Consider the following 25,467-nt stretch of genomic DNA (forward strand, 5'->3'; position numbering starts at 1 on the left):
CGACGGTCAGCCGACCACAGCCCCGTCGAGCACGTGCGCCGTCCACCGGAGCGGCCATCCGTCGCGTGTCGGTGTCACGGGGCTCCTAGCGTGCCGACGTGCCCCTCGACCGCCCTCGTGTCCCTCCGGACGTCGCGCGTCGGCTCATCGCGCTCGCCGCCCACCTCGACGACGACGGGCCAGCGGCACGGTCGCACGGTGAGCGGGCCACGACGGCGCGGCAGCCGCCACCCGCGCCGGGGCACGCGCCGGAACGACAGCGCGAGGTCGCGCCGCCCCGGCCCGCGTCGGGCGCGGACACCGGCTGGACCCCACGTGCCCCCTCACCCGGCGGCAGGGCCGCGTCGGGGGCTGAGCGCGACGTCGGTCCCGCCCCTCCGACGCGGCGCGAGCCGACCGCGGTCGCGCCGGTCCGCGTCCCGCCGGTCGTCGAGCCGCTGGCCGTCGAGCCGCCGGTCGTCGAGCCGCAGGTGGAGCCCGAGACGGTCACGTGGCGCCCCAGCGTGACCTCCGCCCTGGCCGCGGCCTCGGCGTCGCGGCCCCCGGCCCCGACGGCGGCCGTCCGCTGGGCGCCCGGGTGGCGGACGGCCGGCTCGGCCGTGCTCGTGCTCGCTCTGGTCGCGGGAGGGATCGTGCTGCGTGCGGCGGCAGCTCCGCGCGGTGAGCCGGTCGTCGTCCCGACTCCCGCGGTGGCGGCGTCCGGCGCGGGCGCTCAGGAGCCGGTCGACGCGCCGGACCAGGTCGTCGTCCACGTGGTCGGCGCGGTCGCGCAGCACGCCGTGGTGCGGCTCGCTCTCGGTGCCAGGGTGGCGGACGCGATCGCTGCGGCGGGCGGGAGCACCCCCGACGCCGACCTCGCGACCGTGAACCTGGCACGCGTCCTGACCGACGGCGAACAGCTCGTCGTGCCGGTGGCGGGAGGGCCGGTCGCGACGCCGGCGGCCGCCGTCGCGGACGGGCTCGTCGACCTCAACTCCGCGTCGGCGGCGGAGCTCGAGGAGCTGCCGGGGGTCGGACCTGTGCTCGCCGCGCGCATCGTCCAGCACCGCACCGAGCAGCCGTTCACGACGGTGGACGAGCTCGACGACGTGGCGGGGATCGGGCCGGCCCTGCTCGCCGACCTCCGGACGCGGGTGCGGGTGTGACGCGCGGCCCGGCGGCTGCTGCCGTGTCGCTCGACCTGCGTCTGGTCCCGCCGGCGGTCGCAGCCTGGTGCGCGGCGCTGGTGGTCGTGCTCGCCCCGCAGGTCACGGCCCGGGTGGGAGGGGCAGCAGCGGCCCTGGTCGCCGTGGCGGCGCTCGCGGTCCTGGCCGCGGCGGTCCGGGTGGTCGCGGGCCGCGGGGTGGGAGCCGCGCGGCCCGCGGACCAGGAGGTCCCGACGCCGTGGCGCCGCGCCGTGCCGGCGACCGTGATGAGCGTCGTCACTGCGGCCGTCGTCCTGGTCTCGGGTGCCACGGCGCTGGAGGTGCGGGCGCCGGGGCACCGGGTCGCGGTCGACGGTCAGGGCACGGTGGAGATCGTCGGCCGGGTGTCCGTCGCGCCGCAGCACCTGGCCCACGACGGGGACCCGCGGGTGCGTTTCACGGTGACGGCATCCGCCGTCCGGGTCGACGGCACGTGGCGCCGCGTGCGGCTGCCGGTGGACGTCGTGGGGCCGCAGGGTGCGGCGCTCGACGCGGCCGTCCACCTGCGGGGCGTCCCCGCCCCGCCCGGACCGGGCGGCCGTGCCGCGCTGCGCGTCCGGCTCCGGGAGGAACCCGTGGTCACGGCGCCGCCCCGGGCACTGCACATGTGGGCCGAGCAGGTCCGCGACGGTGCACGGGCGGTCGCGGCGCCCATGCCGCCCGACGTCCGGGGACTGCTCCCCGCGGTGACCGTCGGAGATACCGACGCGGTCCCCTCCGACCTGGTCGCGGCGATGCGCGCCGCCGGGCTGGCGCACGTCACCGCCGTGTCGGGCGCGCACTTCGCGATCCTGGGTGCCCTGGTGCTCGCCGTCACGGCGGCCGTGGGTGCGCCGCTGCCGGCGCGGGCCGCAGCGGCGGCGACGGCGGGAGCCGCTCTCCTGCTGGTCGTCGGGCCCGAGCCCAGCGTGGTCCGCGCCGCCGTGATGGGGGCCGTCGGCCTCGTCGGGCTGCTCGCCGGGCGTCGGGCGGCCGGCCCGGCGGCGCTGTCCGGCGCCGTCGTCGTGCTGCTCGTCGCCGACCCGTGGCTCTCGCTCGACGTCGGGTTCGTGCTCTCGGTCGCCGCCACCGCCGGTCTGGTGGTGCTGGGTGGCCCCCTGGTGGCGCTGTGGGCCGCGCGGTGCGGGCGTGACCTCGCCGCGCTGCTGGCGGCGCCGGTCGCCGCCCAGCTCGGGTGCCTCCCGGTGACGCTCGCGCTGTGGCCGACGCTCGGGCCGTGGTCCGTCGCCGCGAACATCGCGGTCGTGCCCGCCGTGGCGCCGGCGACCGTGCTCGGCCTGCTCGCCGCACTGCTCGCGACGCCGTGGCCGGCAGCGGCCGACGTGGTCGCCGCGGGCGCGGGAGCCGCGTGCTGGTGGATCGCCGGCGTCGCCCGCGGAGCCGCCGGGCTGCCGGGCGCCGGGCTCGCGTGGTGGCCGGGCGTCGGGGGAGCCGCGGCGGCCGTGCTCGTCGTCCTGGGCACGGCCGTGCTGGCGCTGCGGCGGCCGCCGTCGACGTGACGTCCTGCGGCTGCGGTGCGCGACGGTGATGTGGGCGGGGCGTGGCAGGCTGGTGCCGTGGCAGCCCGCACCCCAGCACGACCGTCCCGCAGCACCTCAGGATCCGCGCGGGGCCGCGCGGGCGGTGCGTCCGCCGGGGTCCCGTGGACGCAGGCCGCACCGGCCCCCGTGGTCCTCGTGAGCGGTCCGGAGCACCTGCTGGCCGAGCGCGCGTGCGACCGCATCGTCGAGCTGGCGCGCGCGAACGACCCGGACGTCGAGGTCACGCGGGTGGACGCCGCGACCTACGCGCCGGGCGAGCTCGCCGTCCTGACGAGCCCGTCGCTGTTCGCCGAGGCCAAGGTCGTCGTCGTCGAGGGGGTCGAGCGTGCCGGGGACGCGTTGCTGGTCGACGCCGAGGCCTACCTCGCCGCGCCGGTGCCCGACGTGGTGGTGGTGCTGCGGCACGGCGGTGGGCAGCGCGGCAAGCGCCTGCTCGACGCGGCGAAGCGGGAGCAGGTCCCGACCGTCGGGTGCGAGCCGGTGCGGACCGACGCCGACAAGGCCGCGTTCGTGTCCGAGGAGCTCAAGCGGGCGGGTCGGCGCGCGGACCCGCGGGGCGTGCGCGCACTGGTGGACGCCGTGGGCTCCGACCTGCGGGAGCTCGCGGCCGCGTGCGCGCAGCTCGTCGCCGACACGACCGGCCTGATCGGTGAAGAGGCCGTGCAGCGCTACCACGGCGGTCGCGTCGAGGCCACGGGCTTCCAGGTCGCCGACGCAGCCGTCGCCGGGGACGCGGGCCGTGCGGTCGCGCTGCTCCGGCACGCCCTGGCGACGGGGCTCGACCCGGTGCCCGTCGTCGCCGCGGTCGCGGCGCGCCTGCGCACGCTGGCGAAGGTTGGTGCGGTGCGGGGCCGCGGCGCGGCCGCGGCACGTGAGCTCGGCATGGCGCCCTGGCAGGTGGACCGCGCCACGCAGGACCTGCGCAGGTGGACCCCGGAGGGTCTCGCGGTCGCCATCGCGGCCGTGGCCCAGGCCGACGCGGAGGTCAAGGGCGAGGGACGGGACCCGCGGTTCGCCGTGGAGCGGGCGGTCCTGCGGGTCGCCGGAGCAGTGGACCGCTAGGGCGGAGCGGACGCCCGACGGGCAGCCGGGCGATCAGGCGACGGCGCCGATCAGGGCCGGCCTGCCCAGCGCGTACCCCTGGAGCAGGTCGAACCGCAGTGCCAGGCACCGCTCCTGCAGCCGCTCGTCGGAGACCCGCTCGGCGACCAGCTGCGCACCGCGGGTCCGCGCCTCGTGCAGTCCGGCCTCACCGAGCCGGTCGAGGTCGCGGCAGTCCACCTTCACGAAGTCGGCGTGGCAGAGCATCGCGCGCTGGGCAGGTGACGCGGTCCAGTCGTCGAGCGCGACGCGGTAGCCGCTGTCCCGCAGCCGGGCCAGCCCCGCCATCGTGGCGGCGTCGGCGGGCACGGACTCGACCACCTCGAGGACCAGGCGTCGGTCCGCAGGCGGCAGGGGTCGCTCGCCGACCAGGAACGCGCGCGTCACGTTGACGAACACGAGGCCCGTCCCGCACGGCGTCCGGGGGCCGTAGAGCGTGTGCAGCACCGATGCGGATGCCGCGTCCTGCCGGTCAGCCGGCCAGCGGTCCACACCCGCGCTGCGCCCGGAGTGGGAGCGGTACAGGTACTCGTGGCCCAGGACGCCCCCGTCGGGGCGGCGGATGGGCTGGCGCGCGACCGGGCGGTGCGGCGTCTCGGCTCCGTGGGGTGTCACACCATGGGAGAGCGCGGTGCTGGAGGTTCATGACGCGGGTCCGCACAGACGTCACCCGTTCGGACGTCTCGGCGGAGCGGGACAGCGGTCGGTCGGCGGTGCGGGGGAGCGTCGGCGCTCAGTTGCCCACGAGACGGGCGCCTGCCCGGTCCAGCACACCCGCGCGTTCGATGAGGTTGCCCTGGAAGAGCGTGAAGCCGAGGTCGCGTGCGTGCCGCAGGACGTCCGGCGACTCGACGTACTCGGCCACGAGCATGGCGCCGAACGAGCGTGCGACGCGGACGACCGGGTGTCCTTCGACGTCGAGGTCGCGCACGTCGACCTTGACGAAGTCGACGTGGGGCAGGAGGCGGCGCTGCTCGGGGCGGTCCGTGAAGGCGGGCAGCGCGATCCGGAACCCCTGCTCCCGCAGGCGGCGCAGACCCGCCAGCGCGGCGGCGTCGACCTCGGCGTTGCTGCTGACCTCGATCACCAGGCGGTCGGGGCGGGCGGGCAGCGGCAGCTCTCCGAGGAGGTGCGCGCGGGGGCACCGGATGAACAGCAGGCGACCGTGCGCGACGTGCTCGAGGTCCGCGCGTCCGAACGTCGCACGCAGGACGTGGTCCGTGGCGCGCTCGTGCTCGGTACGACCCCAGGTGCGCGCGATCTCAGGGTGGTGCCCGGGAGACCGGTAGGAGAACTGGTAGGCGAAGGGACGTCCGTGCGCGGAGTAGATCCCCTGGCGCGCGACGAGCACCGGCTCGTGCGCGATGTGCTGCTCCCAGGCGCGTCTCAGGGCGCGCGGGATCGCCGCGTCGACCGCCGCGCCGAGCTGCGCCAGGATCGCGTCAGCACCATCCGATGTCATGGCCCCTATGACACCACAAGTCCGGACATGTGATCGTCCGGTCGCAGGGTGGAATCTGGACAAACCCGTTCGGCTCACCGGGGTGTTCGCGTGGATCCGGGTGATGTGTCACCCTGTCGGCGACGTGTCCCGACCCTGGCGGGCCGTCGGAGTGTCGTCCCCAGGGAGCCTGAAAGCCCCTTGACAGGAGAACGCCATGAAGCACCTCGCCAGCGCGATCGCCGCTCTCGCCATCGTCGGCTCGCTCGTTGTCGGCGCCCCTGCAGTGACCGCCTCCGTGTCCGTCAACGGTCCCGGCGGCTGCTGCAAGGACTACATCTGAGACGCAGTCGGGGGGTGCGGCGTGCGACATCCGTCGCGCGCCGCACCCGTCGGGGCGCGGGACGACCCGCGTTCCCGGCCACGGCCGTCGCAGCGTCGCGACGTGCCGTGCGCGACAGGGGGATGGTAATCACGGTCGTCATACGTACAATGACTTCTCATGACGACAATCGGTGACCGGGTGCGCGAGGCGCGGTTGGCTGCGGGGCTCTCCCAGACGGCCCTGGCGGGCAGCGCCTTCTCGCCCAGCTACATCTCCCTCATCGAGGCGGGGCACCGTGAACCCACGGACGCGGCCCTCGGGGTGCTCGCCGATCGGCTGGGCACCACCCTCGAGTTCCTCAAGCACGGTGAGGACGGGCCCAACGAGGCCCGCACCCGGCTCGAGCTCGACTACGCCAGGCTGGACCTCGCCAGCGGCGACGCGGGCGGTGCCGCCCACCGCATCACCGCGCTCGACCTGACGGTCGTGACCCCGGTCCTGCGCGTGGAGGCGCTGACGACGCTGGCGCGCGCCCACGAGCTCCTGGGGGAGCTCGAGACGGCCATCACGCTGCTCGAGCCGCTGCTCACCGAGACGCAGCAGCGGCCCGACCACTTGCGGGCGGCTGTCCTCACCACGGCGCTCGTCGGGTGCTACCTGGAGGCGGGCGACCTGCACCGGGCGGTGGAGGTCGGTGAGCGGACGCTGGCCGACCTGGACAGCGCGGACCTCGTCGGGACCGACGAGCACCTGCGCCTGGCCTCGACGGTGCTGTGGGCGTACGTCGAGCGCGGCGACCTGCTCTACGCCACCCACCGCGCGGCGGAGCTGGTCCGCCTGGCGGAGTCGCTCGGCACGCCGCGCGGACGGGGGAGCGTGTACTGGAACGCCGCGCTGGTGGCCGAGCAGCGCCGCGACTACGAGCTCGCGCAGCGGTACACCGAGCGGGCCCTCGCGCTGCTGTCGGAGGGTGAGCCGGATCGCGACCTCCCGCGCCTACGGGTGAACTACGCGTGGCTGCTGCTGCGTTCCGAGCCGGCCGACCCCCGTGCTGCGCTGGCGCAGATCGACAAGGCGGAGCCCGGGCTGCAGGTCGTCGGCTCGGCCCTCGACGTGGCGCGGCTCCAGGTCGAGCGGTCGCGTGCCCACCTCCTGCTCGGTGACGAGGCTGCGGCGGAGGCGGACGCGCGGGCTGCGCTGGCCGGTCTCGGCGACGCCCCTCGGCTCGAGGCGGCTGCGGCGCACATCGCGCTGGGCGACGTCCTCGATGCCCGCGGCGACCACGAGGGTGCGGCCAAGGCGTTCCAGTGGGGCGCGGACATGCTCGGCATGATGGCGGCGACCCGGCACTCGGCCGGCGTCTGGCGCGATCTGGGCGACCGGTACCTGCGGCGTGGTGACGTCGACGCGGCTGCGCGGGCGTTCGACCGTGCGCTGCGCGAGGCGGGCTTCCAGCCGTCGGTGCCGACGGGCGCCCCGCGCCAGACGTGGTCGCTCGGCGGCTGATCTGCCACCGACGTCGGAAGGGCGGTACCCCGCGGGGTACCGCCCTTCCGACATTGGTGCGGGACCTTGCGGTCCGGCGCGCGCAGGTGGAAGCTGCGCGGGGTGCCTCAGAGGCTGTTGACGGCCTTGGACAGCGCCGACTTGCGGTTGGCGGCCTGGTTGGCGTGGATCACGCCCTTGGACACCGCCTTGTCGAGCTTGCGGGCTGCGACGACGAGCGCAGTGCTCGCCGCCTCCTTGTCGCCACCGGCGACGGCCTCGCGGACGCGACGCACGTACGTCTTGAGCTCCGACTTCACTGCCTTGTTGCGCAGCCGGGCCTTCTCGTTCGTGCCGATGCGCTTGATCTGGGACTTGATGTTCGCCACGTGTGGACTCTCTTGGGTAGGTCGCCGAAGCGATCTGACAGGTCGTAGAGGGCATGCGCAGCGCCAGGACTGGGGCGTGGGGACACCCGCGGGAAAGGCCTGCGCCCGCGCCCGCCGACCCAGGCGGGCACGCAGTTCGACATGTTACCAGCCGTGCACCTGGCCGGCGGCGCGCACCACGGCGGCGTACCGGTCCGGGTCCAGGGCGGCGCCCTCGCGGCGGACCTCGACGGCGGGCAGCCGCAGCAGGCGGTCCAGACGCACCTCGCTGGGCCGACCCTGCCGGTCCCACCCGCCCGCACCGACGTCGAGCCACAGGCGCCCGCGGCGTGCCTCGTCCGCCGCGTCACGGTCGTGGTCCTTGCTCGTGAGCATCAGTCCGACGACGGTGCCGCCCTCGACGGCCACCACCAGGACGGGTCGGTCCTTGCCCCGTGCCGGGTCGTCCTCGTACGGCACCCACGTCCAGACGACCTCGCCCGGGTCGGGGCGCCCGTCGGCGCGAGGCGCGTACGCGGGGCGCAGGTCTGCACGGGTCCGGGACGACGACGCGCGGTCCCCACGTGACGACGTTCCGGCGGTCGCGGAGGCGCCGGGCCGCGACGTCGTCAGGAGCCGGCGGGCCGCGCCCCGCAGCGCCGCGCGCCAGCGTCGTTCGGTCACGGTGGCCGAGCCTAGCGTCGGCCGCGCGCCCCGGAGCGGGCCTCGCCCCACGTAACGCGGCGTTGACACAGGCCGACTAGATTCGCGCCATGGCGGACCTCTTCGACGACTACCCGGCGGGGCCCGCGTGGGACGAGATGATCGGTCCCGGGGGCGAGGTGCGCGCCGCCTACCGGCATGTGCACTCAGCCCTGGCGCAGCTCTCGGCGGGTGAGCTGCGCGCCCGCGCCGACACCCTCGCGCGCTCGTACCTCAAGCAGGGCGTGACCTTCGACTTCGCGGGCGAGGAGCGGCCGTTCCCGCTGGACGTCGTCCCGCGCGTCATGGCGGGCGACGAGTGGGACCACGTCGCTCCCGGCGTCGCGCAGCGCGTCCGGGCGCTCGAGGCGTTCCTCGCGGACGTCTACGGGCCGCAGAAGGCCATCGCCGACGGCGTGGTGCCGCGGTCGGTGGTGGTCTCCTCCCACCACTTCCACCGGGCGGCTCGCGGCATCGAACCGCCCAACGGCGTGCGCGTGCACGTCTCGGGCATCGACCTGGTCCGCGACTCCCTCGGCGGCTGGCGCGTGCTGGAGGACAACGTGCGCGTGCCGTCGGGCGTCAGCTACGTCCTGTCGAACCGGCGCGCGATGGCGCAGACCTTCCCGGAGCTGTTCGCCGCGCTGCGGATCCGGCCCGTCGTGGACTATCCCCGGCGGCTGCTCGCGGCGCTGACCGCGGCGGCACCGCACGGCGTCGACGACCCGACGGTCGTCGTCCTGACCCCGGGCGTCTTCAACTCGGCGTACTTCGAGCACACGCTGCTGGCCCGCACGATGGGCGTCGAGCTCGTCGAGGGTCGCGACCTGTACGTCTCCGGCGGCCGGGTGTGGATGCGCACGACGCAGGGACGCCGCCGGGTCGACGTCATCTACCGGCGCGTCGACGACGAGTACATCGACCCCGTGACGTTCCGCTCCGACTCGTTCCTCGGGTGCCCGGGGCTCATGACGTGCGCCCGGCTCGGCAACGTGACCATCGCGAACGCCGTCGGCAACGGCGTCGCCGACGACAAGCTGCTCTACACCTACGTGCCCGACCTCATCCGCTACCACCTGGGGGAGGAGCCGATCCTGCCCAACGTCGACACGTGGCGGCTGGAGGACCCGCAGGCGCTCGAGGAGGTCCTCGACCGGTTGCACGAGCTGGTGGTCAAGCCCGTCGACGGGTCCGGCGGCAAGGGCCTCGTGGTCGGTCCGCGGGCGACGCGTGCCGAGCTCGACGTGCTGCGGGGGCGGCTGCAGGAGGATCCGCGGGGCTGGATCGCCCAGCCCGTCGTGCAGCTGTCCACCGTGCCGACGCTCGTCGAGGACGGCCTGCGCCCCCGCCACGTCGACCTGCGACCGTTCGCGGTCAACGACGGCGACTCGGTCTACGTCCTGCCCGGCGGCCTGACGCGGGTGGCGCTCCCGGAGGGCCAGCTCATCGTCAACTCCTCGCAGGGTGGTGGGTCGAAGGACACCTGGGTGCTCGGGGGGCGCGTCCCGCGTCGCGCGCAGGCCCAGAGCCAGTCCCTGCCGCAGGCCGTGCCCAAGGACGCGTCGGTGCCGATCGACTCGAACCCCTCGGACGCGCGGGCGCAGGTCATGCAGCAGCAGCAGCAGCGGACGACGGGGGCCACGACGTGCTGAGCCGCATCGCGGAGTCGCTGTTCTGGATCGGGCGGTACGTCGAGCGCGCCGACGACACGGCCCGCCTGCTCGACGTGCACGTGCAGATCCTGCTCGAGGACCCCTGGGCGGAGGAGGACCTCGCGTGCCGGTCCCTGCTGTCCGTCATGGACCGTCCCGACCCGCCCGCCGACCTTGACGTCGGGCGCGAGCACGTGCTGGACGTCCTCGGTTACGACCGGTTCTCCCCGTCCTCGATCGCGGGGGCCCTCGTCGCGGCGCGGGAGAACGCGCGGCGGGCACGCGAGATCGTCTCGACCGAGCTCTGGGAGTGCCTCAACACCAGCTGGAACCAGCTGCCGTCGCAGATGCGGCCCGCACGGCCGCACGACTACTTCACGTGGGTGCGTGAGCGGGCGGCGATCGTCACCGGGATCGTGGAGTCGACGACGTCGCGCGACGACACGTGGCACTTCATGGTCCTGGGGCGGTCCATCGAACGGGCCGACATGACGGCGCGGCTGCTGACGACCCGCGCGCTGGCCGGGTCCGCCGGACCGAGCTGGGCCACGCTGCTGCGCTCGTGCGGCGCGCACGAGGCGTTCCTGCGGACCTACCGCGGCAACACGTCGGACGAGCGCGCGGCGGGCTTCCTGCTGCTCGACCGGCTGTTCCCCCGGTCGATCGTCTACTCGCTGAACCAGGCCGAGGCGTCGCTGTCCGCGCTCGAGCCGGTCGCCGACCGGACCACCATCGACGACGCGCGGCGCCACATCGGGCTCGTGCGGACGAACCTGGAGTACCGCCCGCTGCTCGAGATCGTCGACGCGCTCCCGCGCGAGATGGAGCTCGTGCAGCGGGCCTGCTCGGCGGCCTCCGACGCGATCCGCGCGCGGTACTTCCCGTCGGGTGCCGAGCTGACGTGGGTGGGGGAGGCGCTGTGAGCAGGCTGAGGATCGTCCACACGTCCATGTTCCGGTACACCGACCCGGTCGTGGCGTCGTACAACGAGGCACGTATGACGCCGCTGTCCCAGGCGGGGCAGACCGTCCTGGAGTCGCGGCTCGACGTCCACCCGCAGACGTGGACGCACGACTACCGCGACTACTGGGGCACGCAGGTCACGGCGTTCGAGGTGCTGGCTCCGCACCAGTCCCTCCTGCTGACGGCGGAGCACGTCGTCGAGGTCGTCGAGCGGCCCGCGCCCACGTCGTCGACCGGCTGGGACGTGCTGCACGGCCCCGAGGTCCGCGACCGGCTGGCCGAGCACCTCGCGGACACCAGCACGACCGAGGTGCCCGACGACGTCGTGGAGATCGCGCGCCGCGCGGCCGACGGCCTCGAGCCGGCCGCCGCCGCCGAGGCGGTCTGCCTCGCGCTGCGCGACGAGCTGGAGTACATCCCCGGCGTCACGACCGTCCACACCCCGGCCGCCGAGGCGTGGACCAAGCGCACCGGTGTCTGCCAGGACATGGCGCACCTCGCGCTGGGGGCGCTGCGCTCGGTCGGCATCCCCGCGCGCTACGTGTCCGGGTACCTCCACCCCGACACGTCCGGCGAGATCGGCGCGACGGTCACGGGCGAGTCGCACGCGTGGGTCGAGTGGTGGGCGGGGGAGTGGACCGGGTACGACCCGACCAACCGCGTGCGCGCCGGGGAGCAGCACGTGGTGCTCGGGCGCGGGCGCTGCTACGACGACGTGCCGCCGCTGCGCGGCATCTACGCCGGCCCGCAGACCCAGGACCTCGTCGTGCAGGTGCGGATCACGCGCGAGGCGTGAGCCGGGCGGTGAGGGTGAACGACGCCGGGAGACGCTCCGGCCGATCCGTCAGCCGGCACTCACCGGTCGCGGGGTCGTAGGTCATCAGCCCGGGCAGCGCGTCCCACGGCACGCTGTCGTGCTCGTGCAGCCCGGTGACCTCCAGGCCGGCGTCCAGCACGGCCGTGACGATCTCGCCGAGGCCGTGGTTCCACTCGACCGACAGCGGTGCGGCCACGGCCTCGTCGCCGCCCGTGTAGGTCGACGTGTCGTTCCAGTGCAGCGGCTCGGGCTGCTCGAAGTAGGGCAGCTCCAGTGCCGGCGTCGCCCTGCCGGGTGCGGTGATCCAGGACTGCTGCGACCGGTCGGGGTGCTCCTCGCCGACGACCATCCCCAGGGACGCGAGCAGGACGGGGTGCGCGTCGCGGACGAACAGCCGCCCGCCCGGCCGCAGCAGACCCGCGACGGTCTGCGCCCAGCGATCGATGCTGGGCAGCCAGCACAGCGCGCCGATGCCGGTGTACACGAGGTCGAACCGTGCCGGTCCCAGCACGTCGACCGAGCTGTAGACGTCCGAGACGACGTACTCGACGTCGGTCCCCGCGCGGGCCGCCAGATCCTGCGCGGCCGCGATCGCGTCGCCCGACAGGTCGAGGCCGGTGACCCTCGCCCCCAGCCGCGCGAGGCTCAGGGTGTCGGTCCCGAGGTGACACTGCAGGTGCACGACGTCCAGACCGTCGACGTCGAGGCGCGGCACGCACGAGGAATCTGCGCGTACGAGCAGATCAGGGAGTGAGGGAACCTCCCAGGGTCGCGAGCACCGCGGTTCGGTCGCCTGTCACCGCGAGGAGCGGGTCGTCGGGCGTCGTGCGTCCCCACAGCAGCAGGGCGAGCGAGGCGGCCGGACCGGTGACCTCGGCGACGGGCGCTGCCGGCGCGTCGTCCGCGGCGTGCACGGTCCACGTGCGGGCCGCGTCCGTCGCGACGAGCCCGACCCGCACGGGCGATGCCGCCGACCGGCCCAGCCGCACCTGGCGGGGATGCATCACGTGCACGACCTCGTCGACCGTGTCCGCCCACAGCGCTGCCGGGACGTCCAGCGGCAGCCCGCCGGCGGTGCGCAGGTCCCACAGGTGCACGAGCGTCTCGTGGACCTGCCGCCGGTGCCAGAAGCGCACGACGCCGCTGTCGTCGAGCGTCCACGCGGGTGCGTCCGGCTCGAGGGTCTCCAGGGTGGCGCGCAGCTCGGCGGCCTGCGTCGCGTAGAGCGCGTGGAGGTCGAACGGACCCCGCCCCAGCGGGGTCTCCGGGCGGCGACGTGCCTGGCCGGCCGCCCAGTGGTGGATCCGGGCGAGGTGCACGACGAGGTGGCGCACGCGCCAGCGACCGCACGCGGCGACGGGCGCCGTCGGGTCGACCTCGTCGACCGACGCGAGGAACGCGTCCTGCAGCGCGGCGAGGGTCCGCAGATCCGGGGTCGTGAGATCGGCGGCCACCGGTGCGCCGCCCACGTCGTGCGTCATGGGACCATGGTGGGGTCCGCCACCGACACCCGACAGGGTGGCGTCGGCCTCCGGGCGTCGGGATCCTGCCGACCGCGCCGGACGCCCGCGGGTGCCGGCGGCGTCCAGCGCCACCGTCGCCCGACCGTCGACCGACCCGTCCAGAAGCCGGAGAACGCCGAGTTGCCGATCCCGTCCGCCACCGCCGCCGAGGCGATCCGTCCCTCGGCGACCGCTCCCGAGCTGCTGCGCAACTTCTGCATCATCGCGCACATCGACCACGGCAAGTCGACGCTCGCCGACCGGATGCTGCAGCTGACGGGTGTCGTGGACGCGCGCGCCATGCGTGCGCAGTACCTCGACCGGATGGACATCGAGCGCGAGCGCGGCATCACGATCAAGTCGCAGGCCGTGCGCATGCCGTGGGGCGTCGCGGACGCTGCGGGCACCGTGCAGCCGTACGCGCTGAACATGATCGACACGCCCGGCCACGTCGACTTCACGTACGAGGTGTCGCGCTCGCTCGCCGCGTGCGAGGGCGCCGTGCTGCTCGTCGACGCCGCGCAGGGCATCGAGGCGCAGACGCTCGCGAACCTGTACCTCGCGATGGAGAACGACCTCCAGATCATCCCCGTGCTCAACAAGATCGACCTGCCGGCGGCGCAGCCCGAGAAGTACGCCGAGGAGCTCGCGAACCTCGTCGGTGGCGACCCGGCCGACGTCCTGAAGGTCTCGGGCAAGACCGGCGTGGGCGTCGAGGCGCTCCTCGACCGGATCGTCGAGCTCGTCCCGCCGCCCGTCGGCGACGCGGACGCCCCCGCGCGCGCCATGATCTTCGACTCGGTGTACGACACCTACCGCGGCGTCGTGACCTACGTGCGCGTGATCGACGGCCGGCTCGACCCGCGCGAGAAGATCGTCATGATGTCGACCCGCGCGACGCACGAGCTCCTCGAGATCGGCGTCACGTCGCCCGAGCCGGTGCCGACCAAGGGCCTCGGCGTCGGCGAGGTCGGGTACCTCATCACCGGGGTGAAGGACGTCCGGCAGTCGAAGGTCGGTGACACGGTCACCAACTACGCCAAGCCCGCGGCCGAGGCGCTGGGCGGCTACTCCGAGCCCAAGCCGATGGTCTTCTCCGGCCTGTACCCGATCGACGGCTCGGACTACCCGGTGCTGCGCGAGGCGCTCGACAAGCTCAAGCTCAACGACGCGGCGCTGAACTACGAGCCCGAGACGTCGGTGGCGCTCGGCTTCGGCTTCCGCGTCGGGTTCCTCGGCCTGCTGCACCTCGAGATCGTGCGCGAGCGTCTCGAGCGCGAGTTCGACCTCGACCTCATCTCGACGGCGCCGAACGTCATCTACGACGTCACGCTCGAGGACCACACCGAGATCGTCGTCACGAACCCGAGCGAGTTCCCCGCGGGCAAGATCCGCGAGGTGCGCGAGCCGATGGTCAAGGCGACGATCCTCACGCCGAGCGAGTTCGTCGGGACGATCATGGAGCTGTGCCAGGGGCGGCGCGGCGAGCTGCAGGGCATGGACTACCTGTCAGAGGAGCGCGTCGAGATGCGCTACGTCCTGCCGATGGCCGAGATCGTCTTCGACTTCTTCGACCACCTCAAGTCCAAGACGCGCGGGTACGCGAGCCTGGACTACGAGCCGGCGGGCGACCAGGCGGCCGACCTGGTCAAGGTCGACATCCTGCTGCAGGGCGAGCAGGTCGACGCGTTCAGCGCGATCGTCCACAAGGACAAGGCCTACGCCTACGGCGTCTCGATGACCGCGAAGCTCAAGGAGCTCATCCCGCGGCAGCAGTTCGAGGTGCCGATCCAGGCAGCCATCGGCTCACGGATCATCGCGCGCGAGACCATCCGGGCCATGCGCAAGGACGTCCTGGCCAAGTGCTACGGCGGCGACATCTCCCGCAAGCGCAAGCTGCTCGAGAAGCAGAAGGAGGGCAAGAAGCGCATGAAGACGATCGGTCGGGTCGACGTGCCGCAGGAGGCCTTCATCGCGGCGCTCTCGTCGGACGCCGCGGGCAGCAGCAAGGACGCGAAGGACGCGAAGAAGAAGTGACGCGGCCGTACCCGCTCGCGGGCGGCCTGCCGTGAGTCCCGCACTGCCGGAGGGCGACCCCGCACCGCCGGACGGCGCGCTGCCCGCCTCCGCCGCCCTCGGCGCGGACACCCGGCGCTTCGGCGTGTACCTGCACGTGCCGTTCTGCGCGGTGCGGTGCGGGTACTGCGACTTCAACACCTACACGGCCACCGAGCTCGGGGGTGGCGCGAGCCTCGCGGAGTACGCCGGCACCGCGGCGAGCGAGATCGCGCTCGCGGACCGCGTGCTGCGCGCGGCAGGCGTGCCCCGGCGGCCCGTCGCGACGGTGTTCGTCGGCGGGGGCACCCCGACGCTGCTGCCCGTGGACGACCTCGTGCACCTCCTCGACGGGGTACGCGCCACGTGGGGGCTGGCGCCGGGCGCCGAGGTGACGACGGAGGCGAACCCCGACTCGGTGACCCCGGACGGGCTCGCACGGCTCGCCGCGGCGGGCTTCACGCGGGTGTCGTTCGGGATGCAGTCCGCGGTGCCCCACGTGCTGCGCACCCTCGAGCGGACGCACGACCCGGCGCGCGTCCCCGACGTCGTGGGCTGGGCGCGCGACGCCGGCCTGCGGGTGTCGCTCGACCTCATCTACGGCACCCCGGGGGAGTCGCTCGACGACTGGCGGCGCTCGGTGGAGGTCGCGCTGGCGACCGGAGTCGACCACGTCAGCGCCTACGCGCTCGTCGTCGAACCGGGCACGCGGATGGCCGTGCAGGTCCGCCGCGGCGAGCTGACGCTGCCGGACGACGACGACCAGGCCGCCAAGTACGAGCTGGCGGACGACCTGCTGACCGCCGCGGGGCTGAGCTGGTACGAGGTGAGCAACTGGGCGCGGACGCCGGCGGACGCGTCCCGCCACAACCTCGGGTACTGGCGTGGCGACGACTGGTGGGGGATCGGCCCCGGGGCGCACAGCCACGTCGGCGGTGTCCGGTGGTGGAACGTCAAGCACCCCCGGGCGTACGCGGACCGGTTGGCCCGCGGGCTCAGCCCGGCGGCGGGCCGCGAGCTCGTTGCCGGTGGTACCGCGACGCTCGAGCGCGTCATGCTCGGCGTGCGGATCGCGGAAGGGCTGCCGCTGGAGGACGTGCCCCCGCAGTCCCGTGCGGCCGTGGCAGCGCTGGTCGCCGACGGGCTCGTGGACGGGGCCGCCGCCGTCGGCGCCGACGGGCCGCGGCGGGTGCTGCTCACACGGCGCGGGCGGCTCCTGGCGGACACCGTCGTGCGCGCGCTCGTCGGTTGACGGGCGCCGGGCCGCTCAGGTCACCAGGCGCAGCGTGGCCGGGTACCGGTACCACTCCCAGCGGTTGGCGGCCACGGCCGCCAGGATGCACAGCACGAGCCACGCGACCAGGACGCCGAAGAGCAGGAACGGCACGAGCCCGAGGGTCAGGACCCACACGACGGCGGACACCACGAGCGCGATCAGCGCCGTGATCTGGAAGTTGAGCGACTCCTTGGCGTGGTGCTCGAGGAAGGGCCCGCGGCCGCGGAACACGAGCCAGACCACCAGCGGCACGAGGAGACCGGGTCCCAGCAGGGGCAGCACGTGGACGAGGATGGCCCACGTGCGCTCCTCGTCGGGACGCAGCGGCGGTGCGGGCGGTGGCGGCGTCCACGCCGGGGGTGCGGCGCTCACCGGACCAGCTCGAGGCTGACGGGGTACCGGTAGGACCCGCCGCGGTAGGTGGTGGCGGCTGCGAGGAGCGACAGGACGAGCGCCACGATCCCGACGGCGACCTTGCCGACCCAGCCGACCACGCCGATGACGGGGAAGTGCTCGACGACGTGCAGCACGACCATCGCGATGAGGGCCGTGAGCTGGAAGTTCAGCGCCACGCGGGCCTCACGCGCCACGGCGTGGTCCTGGTCGCGCTGCACGAGCCAGACCACCAGCGAGGCGACCCACCCGAGGAAGAGGTAGGTCAGCACGCCCCCGAGGTGCGCCACCATGGCGAGGCTGCTGCCCTGCGTGGTGCGGGCGGGCGGGATGGACCGAGGGTCGTGGGGCACGTGCGTCTCCCGTGGTCGTCGTGGGGTGCCGTCACGACCGCGCCGCGAGGTGCGGGCCGGTGCGCCCGTGAGCGTCGCCCGCAGCGTACCGGCGCGTGCCCGTGGCCGCGTCCCCGCACGGCGAGGCGCCTTGACACCCCGCGAGACGTTTCGCTTCGCTGACCTCGGGACGTGCCCACGTCCCGCCACGCGCCCAGGAGGCCTGCAATGAGCGAGAACCCCGGCGGGACCCCGCCGCGCGACGACGACCCGAGCGTCCCGCCGCCCCCGCCCGCCTTCGGGCAGCCCTCGGGCGACGTCCCGCCCACGCCGCCGCCCGCCGAGGGTGGCTACCCGCCGCCGCCGTACGGGACACCCGGCGCCCAGCCCGGCGCGTACCCCCCGCCGGCGTACGGCGCACCCGGTGGCCAGCCGGGCTACCCGCCGCCCGCGTCGCCGTACGGGCAGCCGGGTGGCCAGCAGCCGTACGGGCAGCCGTACGCGCCGACGCCCGGCCAGGTCGACATCGGTGCCGGCTTCTCGTGGGCCTTCACCAAGTTCGGTCAGAACTGGGCGGCGTTCGTGCTGGGCGGGCTCGCCTGGTTCGTCATCATCCTGGTGGTCGGTTTCATCGGGCTGGGGCTCGTCGGCGGGGTCGCCGCCGTGACGAGCAACGCCGACGGTGTCGCCGGGACGGCCGCCGGTCTCGGTGCGTCGATCGGTATCGCGATCTTCATCGCGCTCATGGTGCTCCTGCTGGTGCTCTTCAGCGCAGCGTTCATCAAGGCGTCCCTCAAGGTGGCCGACGGGCGCCCGGTCTCGGTCGGCGACCTGTTCGACACCTCCCACGCGGGCAGCCTGCTGCTCCTCGCCCTCATCCTCGGCGGCGTCGGGCTCGTCGCGAGCTTCATCCCGATCATCGGCCAGCTCGCGTTCGTCGTCGCAGGGTTCTTCGTGTTCTACGCGGTGGTCGCGATCATCGACCGCAACGAGGGACCGATCGACGCCATCCGGACGAGCGTCGCGCTCCAGACGCGTGACCTCGGCACGGGCATCCTCGTGTACCTCCTCGTGGCGGTCGTCAGCTGGATCGGCACCGCGATCTGCGGCATCGGGGTGCTCGTGTCCCTGCCCGTGGGTGCCCTGCTCACGGTCTTCGCGTACCGGCGTCTGACGAGCGGCCAGATCGCCGCCTGACCCACCACGCAGCACGCGGGGCCCGTCCGTCGGACGGGCCCCGCGTCGCGTCGTGACCTGGTGCCGGTGTCAGGCCGTGACGAAGTCGATGAGCTCCTCGACACGTCCCAGCAGGCTGGGCTCGAGGTCCGCGTACGACCGCACCGAGCGCAGGATCCGCTGCCAGCCGCGCGCCACGTCGGCCTGTTCGTCCGCCGGCCAGCCGAGCTCACGCAGGATCCCGCGCTTCCACTCGGTGCCGCGCTCGATCGTGGGCCACGCCTGCAGCCCCACGCGCTCGGGGCGGACGGCCTGCCAGACGTCGACGTACGGGTGGCCGAGGACGCGCACCGTGCCCGCCGGGACCGTGCGCAGCGCGTCCTGGGCCAGCCGGCTCTCCTTGGAGCCCGGGACCAGGTGGTCGACGAGCACGCCCACGCGCCGGTCGGGCGTCGGCCGGAAGTCGCGCAGCGCGTCGGCCAGGTGGTCCACGCCGTCGAGCAGCTCGACGACGACGCCCTCGACCCGCAGGTCGTCGCCCCACACCTTCTCGACGAGCTCGGCGTCGTGCTTGCCCTCCACCCAGATGCGCGAACCCCGGGCCACGCGCGCGGGTGCGTCGGGCACGGCCACCGAACCCGACGCGGTGCGCGTCGGGCGCACGGGTGCGCGGCTGGTCACCGGCGCCGTGAGGACGACCGGCTGACCGTCGACCCAGAATCCGGGACCGAGCCGGAAGGTGCGGGTCCGGCCGCGCCGGTCCTCGAGCACGACCACGTGCAGACCGCCGGACTTCTCGACCCGTACGACCGCGCCGACCCACCCGGTCTCGACGTCCTCGACGACCAGACCGCGCTCGGCCGCCTGCTCGCGCGACGCGCGCGCGGGACGGTGGTGGGCGGGGCGGGAGGCGGCGCTGCTGCTCGAGAGCACGTCGCGGCCGTATCGGTCGGCGGTCACGCGGGCACTCTAGGAGGTCGTGCGCCGTCCTCCCCGGGCGACGCGCGGTGCCGCCCCGGCTCCACCGGGGGACCGCGTAGAATTGGCACTCGGTCCGGGGGAGTGCTACGTCGGGCCGCCCGCGAGGTGACCACGTGCAGGTGGTCGCACGTACGGTGTGGACCCGGGGACGGAGGGAGCGACATGAGCGACGACCGTCGGCTGGACGTGCTGCGCGCCATCGTCGAGGACTACGTCGCGACCCGCGAGCCGGTCGGGTCGCGGGCCCTCGCGGAGCGGCACGCCCTGGGGGTGTCGCCCGCGACGATCCGCAACGACATGGCCGCCCTCGAGGAGGCCGGCCTCATCGTCCAGCCCCACACCTCCGCGGGCCGCGTGCCGACCGAGCTCGGCTACCGCGAGTTCGTCGACCGGCTCTCCGGCGTGCGGGCGCTGTCCGCCGCGGAGAAGCGGGCCATCGGGACGCTGCTCGAGGAGGCCGTCGACCTCGACGACGTGATGGACCGTGCCGTGCGGCTGATCGCCCAGCTCACCCACCAGGTCGCCGTCGTGCAGTACCCGTCGCTGCGCCGCTCGGCGCTGCGGCACGTCGAGCTCGTGCCCGTCGGCGCGCGCCACCTGCTCGTCGTCATCATCACCACGACCGGCCGCGTCGAGCAGCGCACGCTCGAGCTCACCGCCGACCTCGACGAGTCCGTGGTCGCGCGGCTGCGGCTGCGGCTCAACGCCGCTGCCGTCGGCCTGCGTCTCGCCGAGCTCGACGTGGCGCTCGAGGCGCTCGCGGACGAGTTCGGGCCCGACGGCGCCGACCTGGCCAGGTCCGTGGTCGCCGTCGTCGCGGAGACCCTCGCGCAGGAGCGCGAGGAGCGCGTGATCGTCGCCGGTGCGTCGCACCTGGCCCGCAGCGCGGGGGCCGACTTCCCGCACACCATCGGGCCGGTGCTCGAGGCGCTGGAGGAGCAGGTCGTCCTGCTGCGCCTGCTCTCGGAGATGGCCGAGGACTCGGCCGGCGTGGCCGTGCGGATCGGGCGCGAGACGCAGCACGAGGGTCTCGCCGAGACCAGCATCGTCACGAGCGGCTACGGTGCCGACGGCTCGTCCGTCGCGGTCCTGGGGTCGGTCGGGCCGCTGCGGATGGACTACCCCCAGACGATGGCGGCGGTCCGAGCCGTCGCCCGGTACCTCACCAGGATCCTTGCAGGCTGACCGGTCCGCCCCGTGTCCGCGCCCCCCGGCGTGGCGCGCCGGGGCCGGGGCACCCCACGCACGAGCAGGAAGCGAGCAGCACCCCACGTGACCGACTACTACGAGATTCTCGGTGTCCAGCGGGACGCGACACCCGAGCAGATCAAGAAGGCCTACCGTCGCCTCGCCCGTGAGCACCACCCCGACGTCGCGGGCACCGACCCGGCGGCGGAGGAGCGGTTCAAGGACGTGTCGCGCGCCTACGACGTGCTCGGCAACGCCGAGAAGCGGCGCGCGTACGACATGGGCGCCGACCCCGCGTCCCCGGGCGGCGGGATGGGCGGCGGCTTCGGCTTCCAGGACATCTTCGAGACCTTCTTCGGTGCGGGTGGCGGCGCCCCGCGCGGCCCGGTGCCGCGCGCCCGTCGCGGCCAGGACGCGCTCGTGCGGCTCGACCTGGACCTCGCGGAGGCGGCGTTCGGCGCGCACCGCGAGGTGCAGGTGGACACGGCCGTGCTGTGCCCCACCTGTGGCGGCACGTGCTGCCGTCCCGGCACGTCGCCGCGCACCTGCGAGGTCTGCGGCGGACGCGGCTCCGTGCAGCGCGTCGCGCGCTCGTTCCTCGGCCAGGTCATGACGACGCAGCCGTGCGCCGCGTGCCACGGCTTCGGCACCGTCATCCCCGAGCCCTGCACCGAGTGCGCCGGCGAGGGCCGGGTGCGTTCGCGGCGCACCCTGACGGTCGACGTGCCGGCCGGCGTGGACACCGGCACGCGCATCAAGATGACCGGCCAGGGCGAGGTCGGCCCGGCCGGGGGTCCTCCGGGGGACGTCTACCTCGAGGTGCGCGAGCGCAAGCACGAGACGTTCGTCCGGCGGGGCGACGACCTGCACGCGACGCTCCAGGTGCCGATGACGGCCGCCGCCCTGGGCACGGTCGTGACCCTGGACACGCTCGACGGCCCGCAGGAGCTCGACCTGCGGCCCGGCACGCAGCCGGGCCAGGTGCTCACGCTGCGGGGCCTGGGTGTGGGCCACCTGCACGTCGGAGGTCGTGGGGACCTGCACGTGCACGTCGAGGTCCAGGTCCCGACGCCCGCGGACGACGAGCAGGCCGAGCTGCTGCGGCGCCTGGCCGTGCTGCGCGGCGAGGAGCGCCCCGAGGCGCGTCTGGCCGCGGCCAACCCCGGGATGTTCGCCAAGCTGCGCGACAAGCTCAGCGGCCGGTGAGCGCACCCGTCTTCGTCGTCGAGCCCGGCACGCTCGACGACGTGCGCGCCGGCGGCCAGTACCTGCTCGCGGGTACCGAAGGGCGGCACGCCGGCGTCGTGCAACGGCGCGGCCCCGGTGAGCGGGTCGACGTGGTCGACTGCGCAGGCGTGCGCCTGGTCGGTCGCGTGCGGGTGGCCGGCCCCGACGGTGTGACGATCGACGTCGACGACGTCGTGGTCGAGGCCGCCGCGGTCCCGCAGCTCGTGCTCGTGCAGGCCCTGGCCAAGGGCGACCGCGACGAGATGGCGATCGAGGCGGCCACCGAGGTCGGTGTCGACGTCGTCGTGCCGTGGCAGGCCGAGCGCTCCGTCGTGGTGTGGCGCGGCGAGCGCGCGCAGAAGAGCCGCGCGCGGTGGATCGGCACGGTCCGCGCCGCGACCAAGCAGTCGCGTCGTGCACGCATGCCCGTGGTCGAGCACGCGCTCGACCACGCGGGCCTCGTCGCCCGCGCGGCCGCGGTCACGGCCGCCGGTGGTGCCGTGCTCGTGCTGCACGAGTCCGCGACCGTCCCGCTGCACCAGGCCGACCTGCCGGAGACCGGCGAGGTGCTCGTGGTCGTCGGCCCGGAGGGCGGCATCAGCGACCGCGAGGTCACCGCGCTCACGGACGCCGGGGCGGTCGTCTGCCGTCTGGGACCGCACGTCCTGCGCACGTCGACCGCCGGTCCCGTCGCGCTCGCGATGCTCGCCGACCGTCTGGGCCGCTGGGGCTGAGTCTCCTCTGGGTCCGGGCGTGCGCGTGGGGGTGGTGGCGCGACGGGGGGGAAGAGGCGCCACCACCCCCACGGGTCCGCAGGTCAGCGGGAGTCGACGCTCGCGTGGTCGACCGCGGCGCGGCCGGCCTCGAGGCGTGCGACCGGCACGCGGAACGGGGAGCAGGACACGTAGTCCAGCCCGACCGCGTCGAAGAACCGGATGGACTCCGGGTCGCCGCCGTGCTCGCCGCAGACGCCGAGCGTCAGGTCGGGCCGGGTCGTGCGCCCGCGCTCCACCGCGACCTTCACGAGCTGCCCGACGCCCGTGACGTCCAGCGTCTCGAAGGGCGACACCGACAGCACGCCGTTCGCGGTGTACTGCGAGAAGAACGCGCCCTCGACGTCGTCGCGGCTGAAGCCCCACGTCGTCTGCGTCAGGTCGTTGGTGCCGAACGAGAAGAACTGGGCCTGCGTGGCGAGGCGGTCCGCCGTGAGGGCCGCGCGCGGCAGCTCGATCATGCACCCGACCGGCAGGTCGACCGTGACGCCCTGCTCGGCGCTCACGTCCGCCATGATCGTCGTCGCGCGCTCGCGGACCAGGCGCAGCTCCTGCACGGAGGCCACGAGCGGGACCATGATCTCCGCGTGCGGGTGGCCGCCGGCGGCGAGCCGCGCCGCGACCGCCTCCGCCACCGCCCGGATCTGCAGGTCGAACAGGCCCGGCACGACGAGCCCGAGCCGCACGCCGCGCAGCCCCAGCATCGGGTTGGCCTCGTGCATGCGGCGCACGGCGGCGAGCAGCGTGACGTCCCGCTCGTCGGTCTTGCCCCGCTCGGCGGCCAGGGCCACCTTCACGGACAGCTCCGTGAGGTCCGGCAGGAACTCGTGCAGCGGCGGGTCGATGAGCCGGATCGTCGTGGGGAGCCCGTCCATCGCCTCCAGCAGGTCGGTGAAGTCCTGGCGCTGCAGCGGCAGCAGCGCGTCGAGCGCCTCCTGCCGCTCGCGGTCGTCCGCCGCGAGCACGACCCGCTCGACCAGGACGCGCCGCTCGCCGAGGAACATGTGCTCGGTGCGGCACAGGCCGATGCCCTCCGCGCCGAGGTTGCGGGCGCGTCCTGCGTCCTCGGCCGTGTCGGCGTTGGCGTGCACGCGCAGTCGACGGGTCGCGTCGGCGTGCTCGAGGATCCGGTGGACCGCGCTCACGAGCTGGCGGGTCTCGTCGTCCGGTGCTTCCTCGAGCGCGACGTCCAGGCCGTCCTCGAGGTAGCGCTGCACCGGCGAGGGCACGACCGCGACGTCACCGAGGAAGACCTCGCCGGTGGTGCCGTCGATCGCGATGACGTCGCCCTCGGAGACCGTCTCGCCGCCGCGCGTGACCATCGTGCGTGCCGCGGAGTCGACGAGCAGCTCCTCGGCACCGACGACGCACGTGCGTCCCATGCCACGTGCGACGACCGCCGCGTGCGACGTCTTGCCGCCGCGTGCGGTCAGGACGCCCACGGCGGCGATCATGCCGCCCAGGTCGTCGGGGTTGGTCTCGCGGCGCACGAGGATGACGTCCTTGCCCTCGGCGGCCCACTGCTGGGCCGTGACGGGGTCGAACACGGCCATCCCGACGGCCGCGCCCGGGGAGGCCGGCATCGCCTTCGTGAGCAGCACGCGGTCCTTGCCCTCGGCGGCGAACTGCGGGAACTGCAGCTGCGAGAGCTGGGCGCCCGTGACCCGGGACAGTGCCTCGTCCATCGTGATGAGGTGCTCGTCGACCAGCTGGCACGCGATGCGGAACGCCGCGGGCGCGGTCCGCTTGCCGACGCGGGTCTGCAGCATCCACAGCTTGCCGCGCTCGATCGTGAACTCGATGTCGCACAGGTCGCGGTAGTGGGTCTCGAGGCGGCGCATGGCCTGGAGCAGCTCGGCGTGAGCCGCGGGGTCGACGTTCTCGAGGTCGGCGAGGGACAGCGTGTTGCGGATGCCCGCCACCACGTCCTCGCCCTGCGCGTTGACCAGGTAGTCCCCGAACTCGCCGGTGCGCCCCGACGCGGGGTCACGTGTGAACGCCACGCCCGTGCCGGACGTCGGCCCGAGGTTGCCGAACACCATGGTGCAGACGTTGACGGCCGTGCCGAGGTCGTCGGGGATGCGCTCCTTGCGCCGGTACAGCTGCGCGCGCTCGGTGCCCCACGAGTTGAAGACGGCCACGATCGCCATGTCGAGCTGCTCGCGCGGGTGCTGGGGGAACTCGCGCCCGGACTCCTCGCGCACGATCTGCTTGTACGTGTCGACCAGGCTGCGCAGGTCGGCGGCGTCGAGGTCCACGTCCGCGGTGACGCCGCGGGCGGCCTTCGCCTTGTCCAGCGCGTCGGCGAAGAGGTCGCCGTCGATGTCGAGCACGGTCCGGCCGAACATCTGGATGAGACGCCGGTAGGAGTCCCACGCGAAGCGCTCGTCGCCGGACAGCGCCGCCAGGCCCTGGACGGACGCGTCGTTGAGGCCGACGTTGAGGACCGTCTCCATCATCCCGGGCATCGAGAACTTCGCGCCCGAGCGCACGGAGACCAGCAGCGGCTCGTGGAAGTCGCCGAGCCGGCGGCCCAGCTGGTCCTCGAGGTGGCGCACCGCCATGGTGACCTCGACCCGCAGCTCGGGGGGCACCTCGCCCGTGCGCATGTAGGCGCGGCACGCCTCGGTCGTGATCGTGAACCCCGGCGGCACGGGCAGGCCGAGCCGGGTCATCTCGGCGAGGTTCGCACCCTTGCCGCCGAGCAGGTCCTTCTGGTCCTTGTCGCCCTCGCTGAAGTCCTTGACGTACCGAGCCATGGGGCATCCTCCGTCGCTCGCGCGAACCGAGCTCCGTTGCCCGGCGTCCTGCTCCCAGTGTTCTCCCGGCCGGACGGTCCTGCCCGGGGACGAAGGGCCCACGTCACGCCGCCGACACCCCGCGCCCCCGGCGATGGATCCGCTCACAGGCCGGGCGGAGCCGTAGGATGGCGTCGTGCCCCTCCGGAGGGCACGCGTCGAGAGAAGGAGCGCACGGCACCCGCCG

General features: G+C 74.4%; 24 protein-coding genes. 14 read left to right on the forward strand and 10 right to left on the reverse strand.

The window, feature by feature from the left end; genetic code table 11:
* Window positions 1–98: 98 nt before the first annotated feature.
* The 3 genes from IR158_RS03800 (at window position 99) to holA (ending at window position 3,787) form a co-directional block, all read left to right on the forward strand.
* Window positions 99–1,145, forward strand: coding sequence for a helix-hairpin-helix domain-containing protein (locus IR158_RS03800; protein WP_291809758.1), 1,047 nt, complete (start codon window positions 99–101; stop codon window positions 1,143–1,145).
* Entirely contained in the window at window positions 1,142–2,683 is a 1,542-nt protein-coding gene (locus tag IR158_RS03805) for a ComEC/Rec2 family competence protein (protein WP_291809761.1), read from the forward strand. The genes IR158_RS03800 and IR158_RS03805 overlap by 4 nt, the downstream gene beginning before the upstream one ends.
* A 177-nt stretch (window positions 2,684–2,860) precedes the next feature.
* Window positions 2,861–3,787, forward strand: coding sequence for a DNA polymerase III subunit delta (holA, locus tag IR158_RS03810; RefSeq protein ID WP_366928405.1), 927 nt, complete (start codon window positions 2,861–2,863; stop codon window positions 3,785–3,787).
* Between the two features lie 33 nt (window positions 3,788–3,820).
* Here holA and IR158_RS03815 read toward each other — a convergent pair whose 3' ends face one another.
* Together IR158_RS03815 and IR158_RS03820 are read right to left on the reverse strand one after the other, a co-directional pair.
* Entirely contained in the window at window positions 3,821–4,441 is a 621-nt protein-coding gene (locus tag IR158_RS03815) for an EAL domain-containing protein (protein WP_291809765.1), read from the reverse strand.
* Window positions 4,442–4,559: 118 nt separating this feature from the next.
* Window positions 4,560–5,288, reverse strand: a complete 729-nt coding sequence (locus IR158_RS03820; protein ID WP_291809768.1) for an EAL domain-containing protein — start codon at window positions 5,286–5,288, stop codon at window positions 4,560–4,562.
* A gap of 196 nt (window positions 5,289–5,484) precedes the next feature.
* Between IR158_RS03820 and IR158_RS03825 the strand changes: the two genes are divergently transcribed.
* Window positions 5,485–5,610 (forward strand): hypothetical protein, encoded by a 126-nt coding sequence (locus tag IR158_RS03825; protein WP_291809770.1) that lies wholly within the window; start codon window positions 5,485–5,487, stop codon window positions 5,608–5,610.
* A gap of 159 nt (window positions 5,611–5,769) precedes the next feature.
* Entirely contained in the window at window positions 5,770–7,098 is a 1,329-nt protein-coding gene (locus IR158_RS03830) for a helix-turn-helix transcriptional regulator (protein ID WP_291809772.1), read from the forward strand.
* Between the two features lie 107 nt (window positions 7,099–7,205).
* Here IR158_RS03830 and rpsT read toward each other — a convergent pair whose 3' ends face one another.
* Window positions 7,206–7,466, reverse strand: coding sequence for a 30S ribosomal protein S20 (gene rpsT, locus IR158_RS03835; RefSeq protein WP_227575704.1), 261 nt, complete (start codon window positions 7,464–7,466; stop codon window positions 7,206–7,208).
* A gap of 144 nt (window positions 7,467–7,610) precedes the next feature.
* Window positions 7,611–8,129, reverse strand: coding sequence for a type II toxin-antitoxin system PemK/MazF family toxin (locus IR158_RS03840; protein WP_366928406.1), 519 nt, complete (start codon window positions 8,127–8,129; stop codon window positions 7,611–7,613).
* Between the two features lie 89 nt (window positions 8,130–8,218).
* Between IR158_RS03840 and IR158_RS03845 the strand changes: the two genes are divergently transcribed.
* Genes IR158_RS03845 through IR158_RS03855 form a run of 3 tightly spaced genes read left to right on the forward strand, consistent with a single transcriptional unit; the run spans window position 8,219 to window position 11,558 of the window.
* Window positions 8,219–9,799 (forward strand): circularly permuted type 2 ATP-grasp protein, encoded by a 1,581-nt coding sequence (locus tag IR158_RS03845; RefSeq protein ID WP_291809776.1) that lies wholly within the window; start codon window positions 8,219–8,221, stop codon window positions 9,797–9,799.
* Window positions 9,793–10,722, forward strand: coding sequence for an alpha-E domain-containing protein (locus IR158_RS03850; RefSeq protein ID WP_291809778.1), 930 nt, complete (start codon window positions 9,793–9,795; stop codon window positions 10,720–10,722). The genes IR158_RS03845 and IR158_RS03850 overlap by 7 nt, the downstream gene beginning before the upstream one ends.
* Window positions 10,719–11,558, forward strand: coding sequence for a transglutaminase family protein (locus IR158_RS03855; protein WP_291809780.1), 840 nt, complete (start codon window positions 10,719–10,721; stop codon window positions 11,556–11,558). Before IR158_RS03850 ends, IR158_RS03855 begins: the two co-directional genes overlap by 4 nt.
* On the opposite strand, the gene IR158_RS03860 is transcribed toward IR158_RS03855, so the two are convergent.
* Together IR158_RS03860 and IR158_RS03865 are read right to left on the reverse strand one after the other, a co-directional pair.
* The gene (locus tag IR158_RS03860; protein WP_291809782.1) at window positions 11,542–12,294 is read right to left on the reverse strand and encodes a methyltransferase; all 753 of its coding nucleotides are present in this window, start codon (window positions 12,292–12,294) and stop codon (window positions 11,542–11,544) included. The two genes, IR158_RS03855 and IR158_RS03860, sit on opposite strands and share 17 nt — an antisense overlap.
* Window positions 12,295–12,322: 28 nt before the next feature.
* Complete coding sequence (locus IR158_RS03865; protein ID WP_291809784.1) at window positions 12,323–13,060, reverse strand: maleylpyruvate isomerase family mycothiol-dependent enzyme; 738 nt, start codon at window positions 13,058–13,060, stop codon at window positions 12,323–12,325.
* 162 nt (window positions 13,061–13,222) lie between these two features.
* Here IR158_RS03865 and lepA point away from each other — a divergent pair, with 162 nt between their 5' ends.
* Window positions 13,223–15,118 (forward strand): translation elongation factor 4, encoded by a 1,896-nt coding sequence (lepA, locus tag IR158_RS03870; protein ID WP_291809787.1) that lies wholly within the window; start codon window positions 13,223–13,225, stop codon window positions 15,116–15,118.
* Window positions 15,119–15,149: 31 nt separating this feature from the next.
* Window positions 15,150–16,388, forward strand: coding sequence for a radical SAM family heme chaperone HemW (gene hemW, locus IR158_RS03875; protein ID WP_291809790.1), 1,239 nt, complete (start codon window positions 15,150–15,152; stop codon window positions 16,386–16,388).
* 15 nt (window positions 16,389–16,403) lie between these two features.
* Here hemW and IR158_RS03880 read toward each other — a convergent pair whose 3' ends face one another.
* Together IR158_RS03880 and IR158_RS03885 are read right to left on the reverse strand one after the other, a co-directional pair.
* Complete coding sequence (locus IR158_RS03880) at window positions 16,404–16,784, reverse strand: DUF4870 domain-containing protein (RefSeq protein WP_291809793.1); 381 nt, start codon at window positions 16,782–16,784, stop codon at window positions 16,404–16,406.
* A complete protein-coding gene (locus IR158_RS03885) occupies window positions 16,781–17,158 on the reverse strand; it encodes a DUF4870 domain-containing protein (RefSeq protein ID WP_291809795.1) in 378 nt (125 codons plus the stop codon). The genes IR158_RS03880 and IR158_RS03885 overlap by 4 nt, the downstream gene beginning before the upstream one ends.
* A 207-nt stretch (window positions 17,159–17,365) precedes the next feature.
* On the opposite strand from IR158_RS03885, the gene IR158_RS03890 reads away from it, so the two are divergent.
* Window positions 17,366–18,334, forward strand: a complete 969-nt coding sequence (locus IR158_RS03890; RefSeq protein WP_291809797.1) for a hypothetical protein — start codon at window positions 17,366–17,368, stop codon at window positions 18,332–18,334.
* A gap of 69 nt (window positions 18,335–18,403) precedes the next feature.
* On the opposite strand, the gene IR158_RS03895 is transcribed toward IR158_RS03890, so the two are convergent.
* Window positions 18,404–19,273, reverse strand: coding sequence for a DUF3097 domain-containing protein (locus tag IR158_RS03895; protein WP_291809799.1), 870 nt, complete (start codon window positions 19,271–19,273; stop codon window positions 18,404–18,406).
* Between the two features lie 183 nt (window positions 19,274–19,456).
* On the opposite strand from IR158_RS03895, the gene hrcA reads away from it, so the two are divergent.
* From hrcA to IR158_RS03910, 3 genes are all read left to right on the forward strand, one after another.
* Window positions 19,457–20,479, forward strand: coding sequence for a heat-inducible transcriptional repressor HrcA (hrcA, locus tag IR158_RS03900; protein WP_291809801.1), 1,023 nt, complete (start codon window positions 19,457–19,459; stop codon window positions 20,477–20,479).
* An 87-nt stretch (window positions 20,480–20,566) separates the two neighbouring features.
* Entirely contained in the window at window positions 20,567–21,688 is a 1,122-nt protein-coding gene (gene dnaJ / locus IR158_RS03905) for a molecular chaperone DnaJ (RefSeq protein WP_291809803.1), read from the forward strand.
* Window positions 21,685–22,443 carry a 16S rRNA (uracil(1498)-N(3))-methyltransferase gene (locus tag IR158_RS03910; RefSeq protein WP_291809804.1) on the forward strand — a complete coding sequence of 253 codons (759 nt, stop codon included), beginning with the start codon at window positions 21,685–21,687 and terminating at the stop codon, window positions 22,441–22,443. Before dnaJ ends, IR158_RS03910 begins: the two co-directional genes overlap by 4 nt.
* Window positions 22,444–22,526: 83 nt before the next feature.
* On the opposite strand, the gene ppdK is transcribed toward IR158_RS03910, so the two are convergent.
* The gene (ppdK, locus tag IR158_RS03915; protein ID WP_291809805.1) at window positions 22,527–25,241 is read right to left on the reverse strand and encodes a pyruvate, phosphate dikinase; all 2,715 of its coding nucleotides are present in this window, start codon (window positions 25,239–25,241) and stop codon (window positions 22,527–22,529) included.
* Window positions 25,242–25,467 lie beyond the last annotated feature (226 nt).

The sequence above is a fragment of the Cellulomonas sp. genome (assembly GCF_015234515.1).
In the GTDB taxonomy this organism is placed as follows: Bacteria; Actinomycetota; Actinomycetes; order Actinomycetales; family Cellulomonadaceae; genus Cellulomonas.

Coding starts and splice junctions, on each gene's coding strand:
- IR158_RS03820 (WP_291809768.1), bottom strand. CDS start 5,288: ATGACATCGGATGGTGCTGACGCGATCCTGGCGCAGCTCGGCGCGGCG.
- IR158_RS03825 (WP_291809770.1), top strand. CDS start 5,485: ATGAAGCACCTCGCCAGCGCGATCGCCGCTCTCGCCATCGTCGGCTCG.
- IR158_RS03830 (WP_291809772.1), top strand. CDS start 5,770: ATGACGACAATCGGTGACCGGGTGCGCGAGGCGCGGTTGGCTGCGGGG.
- IR158_RS03845 (WP_291809776.1), top strand. CDS start 8,219: ATGGCGGACCTCTTCGACGACTACCCGGCGGGGCCCGCGTGGGACGAG.
- IR158_RS03865 (WP_291809784.1), bottom strand. CDS start 13,060: ATGACGCACGACGTGGGCGGCGCACCGGTGGCCGCCGATCTCACGACC.
- IR158_RS03890 (WP_291809797.1), top strand. CDS start 17,366: ATGAGCGAGAACCCCGGCGGGACCCCGCCGCGCGACGACGACCCGAGC.
- hrcA (WP_291809801.1), top strand. CDS start 19,457: ATGAGCGACGACCGTCGGCTGGACGTGCTGCGCGCCATCGTCGAGGAC.
- ppdK (WP_291809805.1), bottom strand. CDS start 25,241: ATGGCTCGGTACGTCAAGGACTTCAGCGAGGGCGACAAGGACCAGAAG.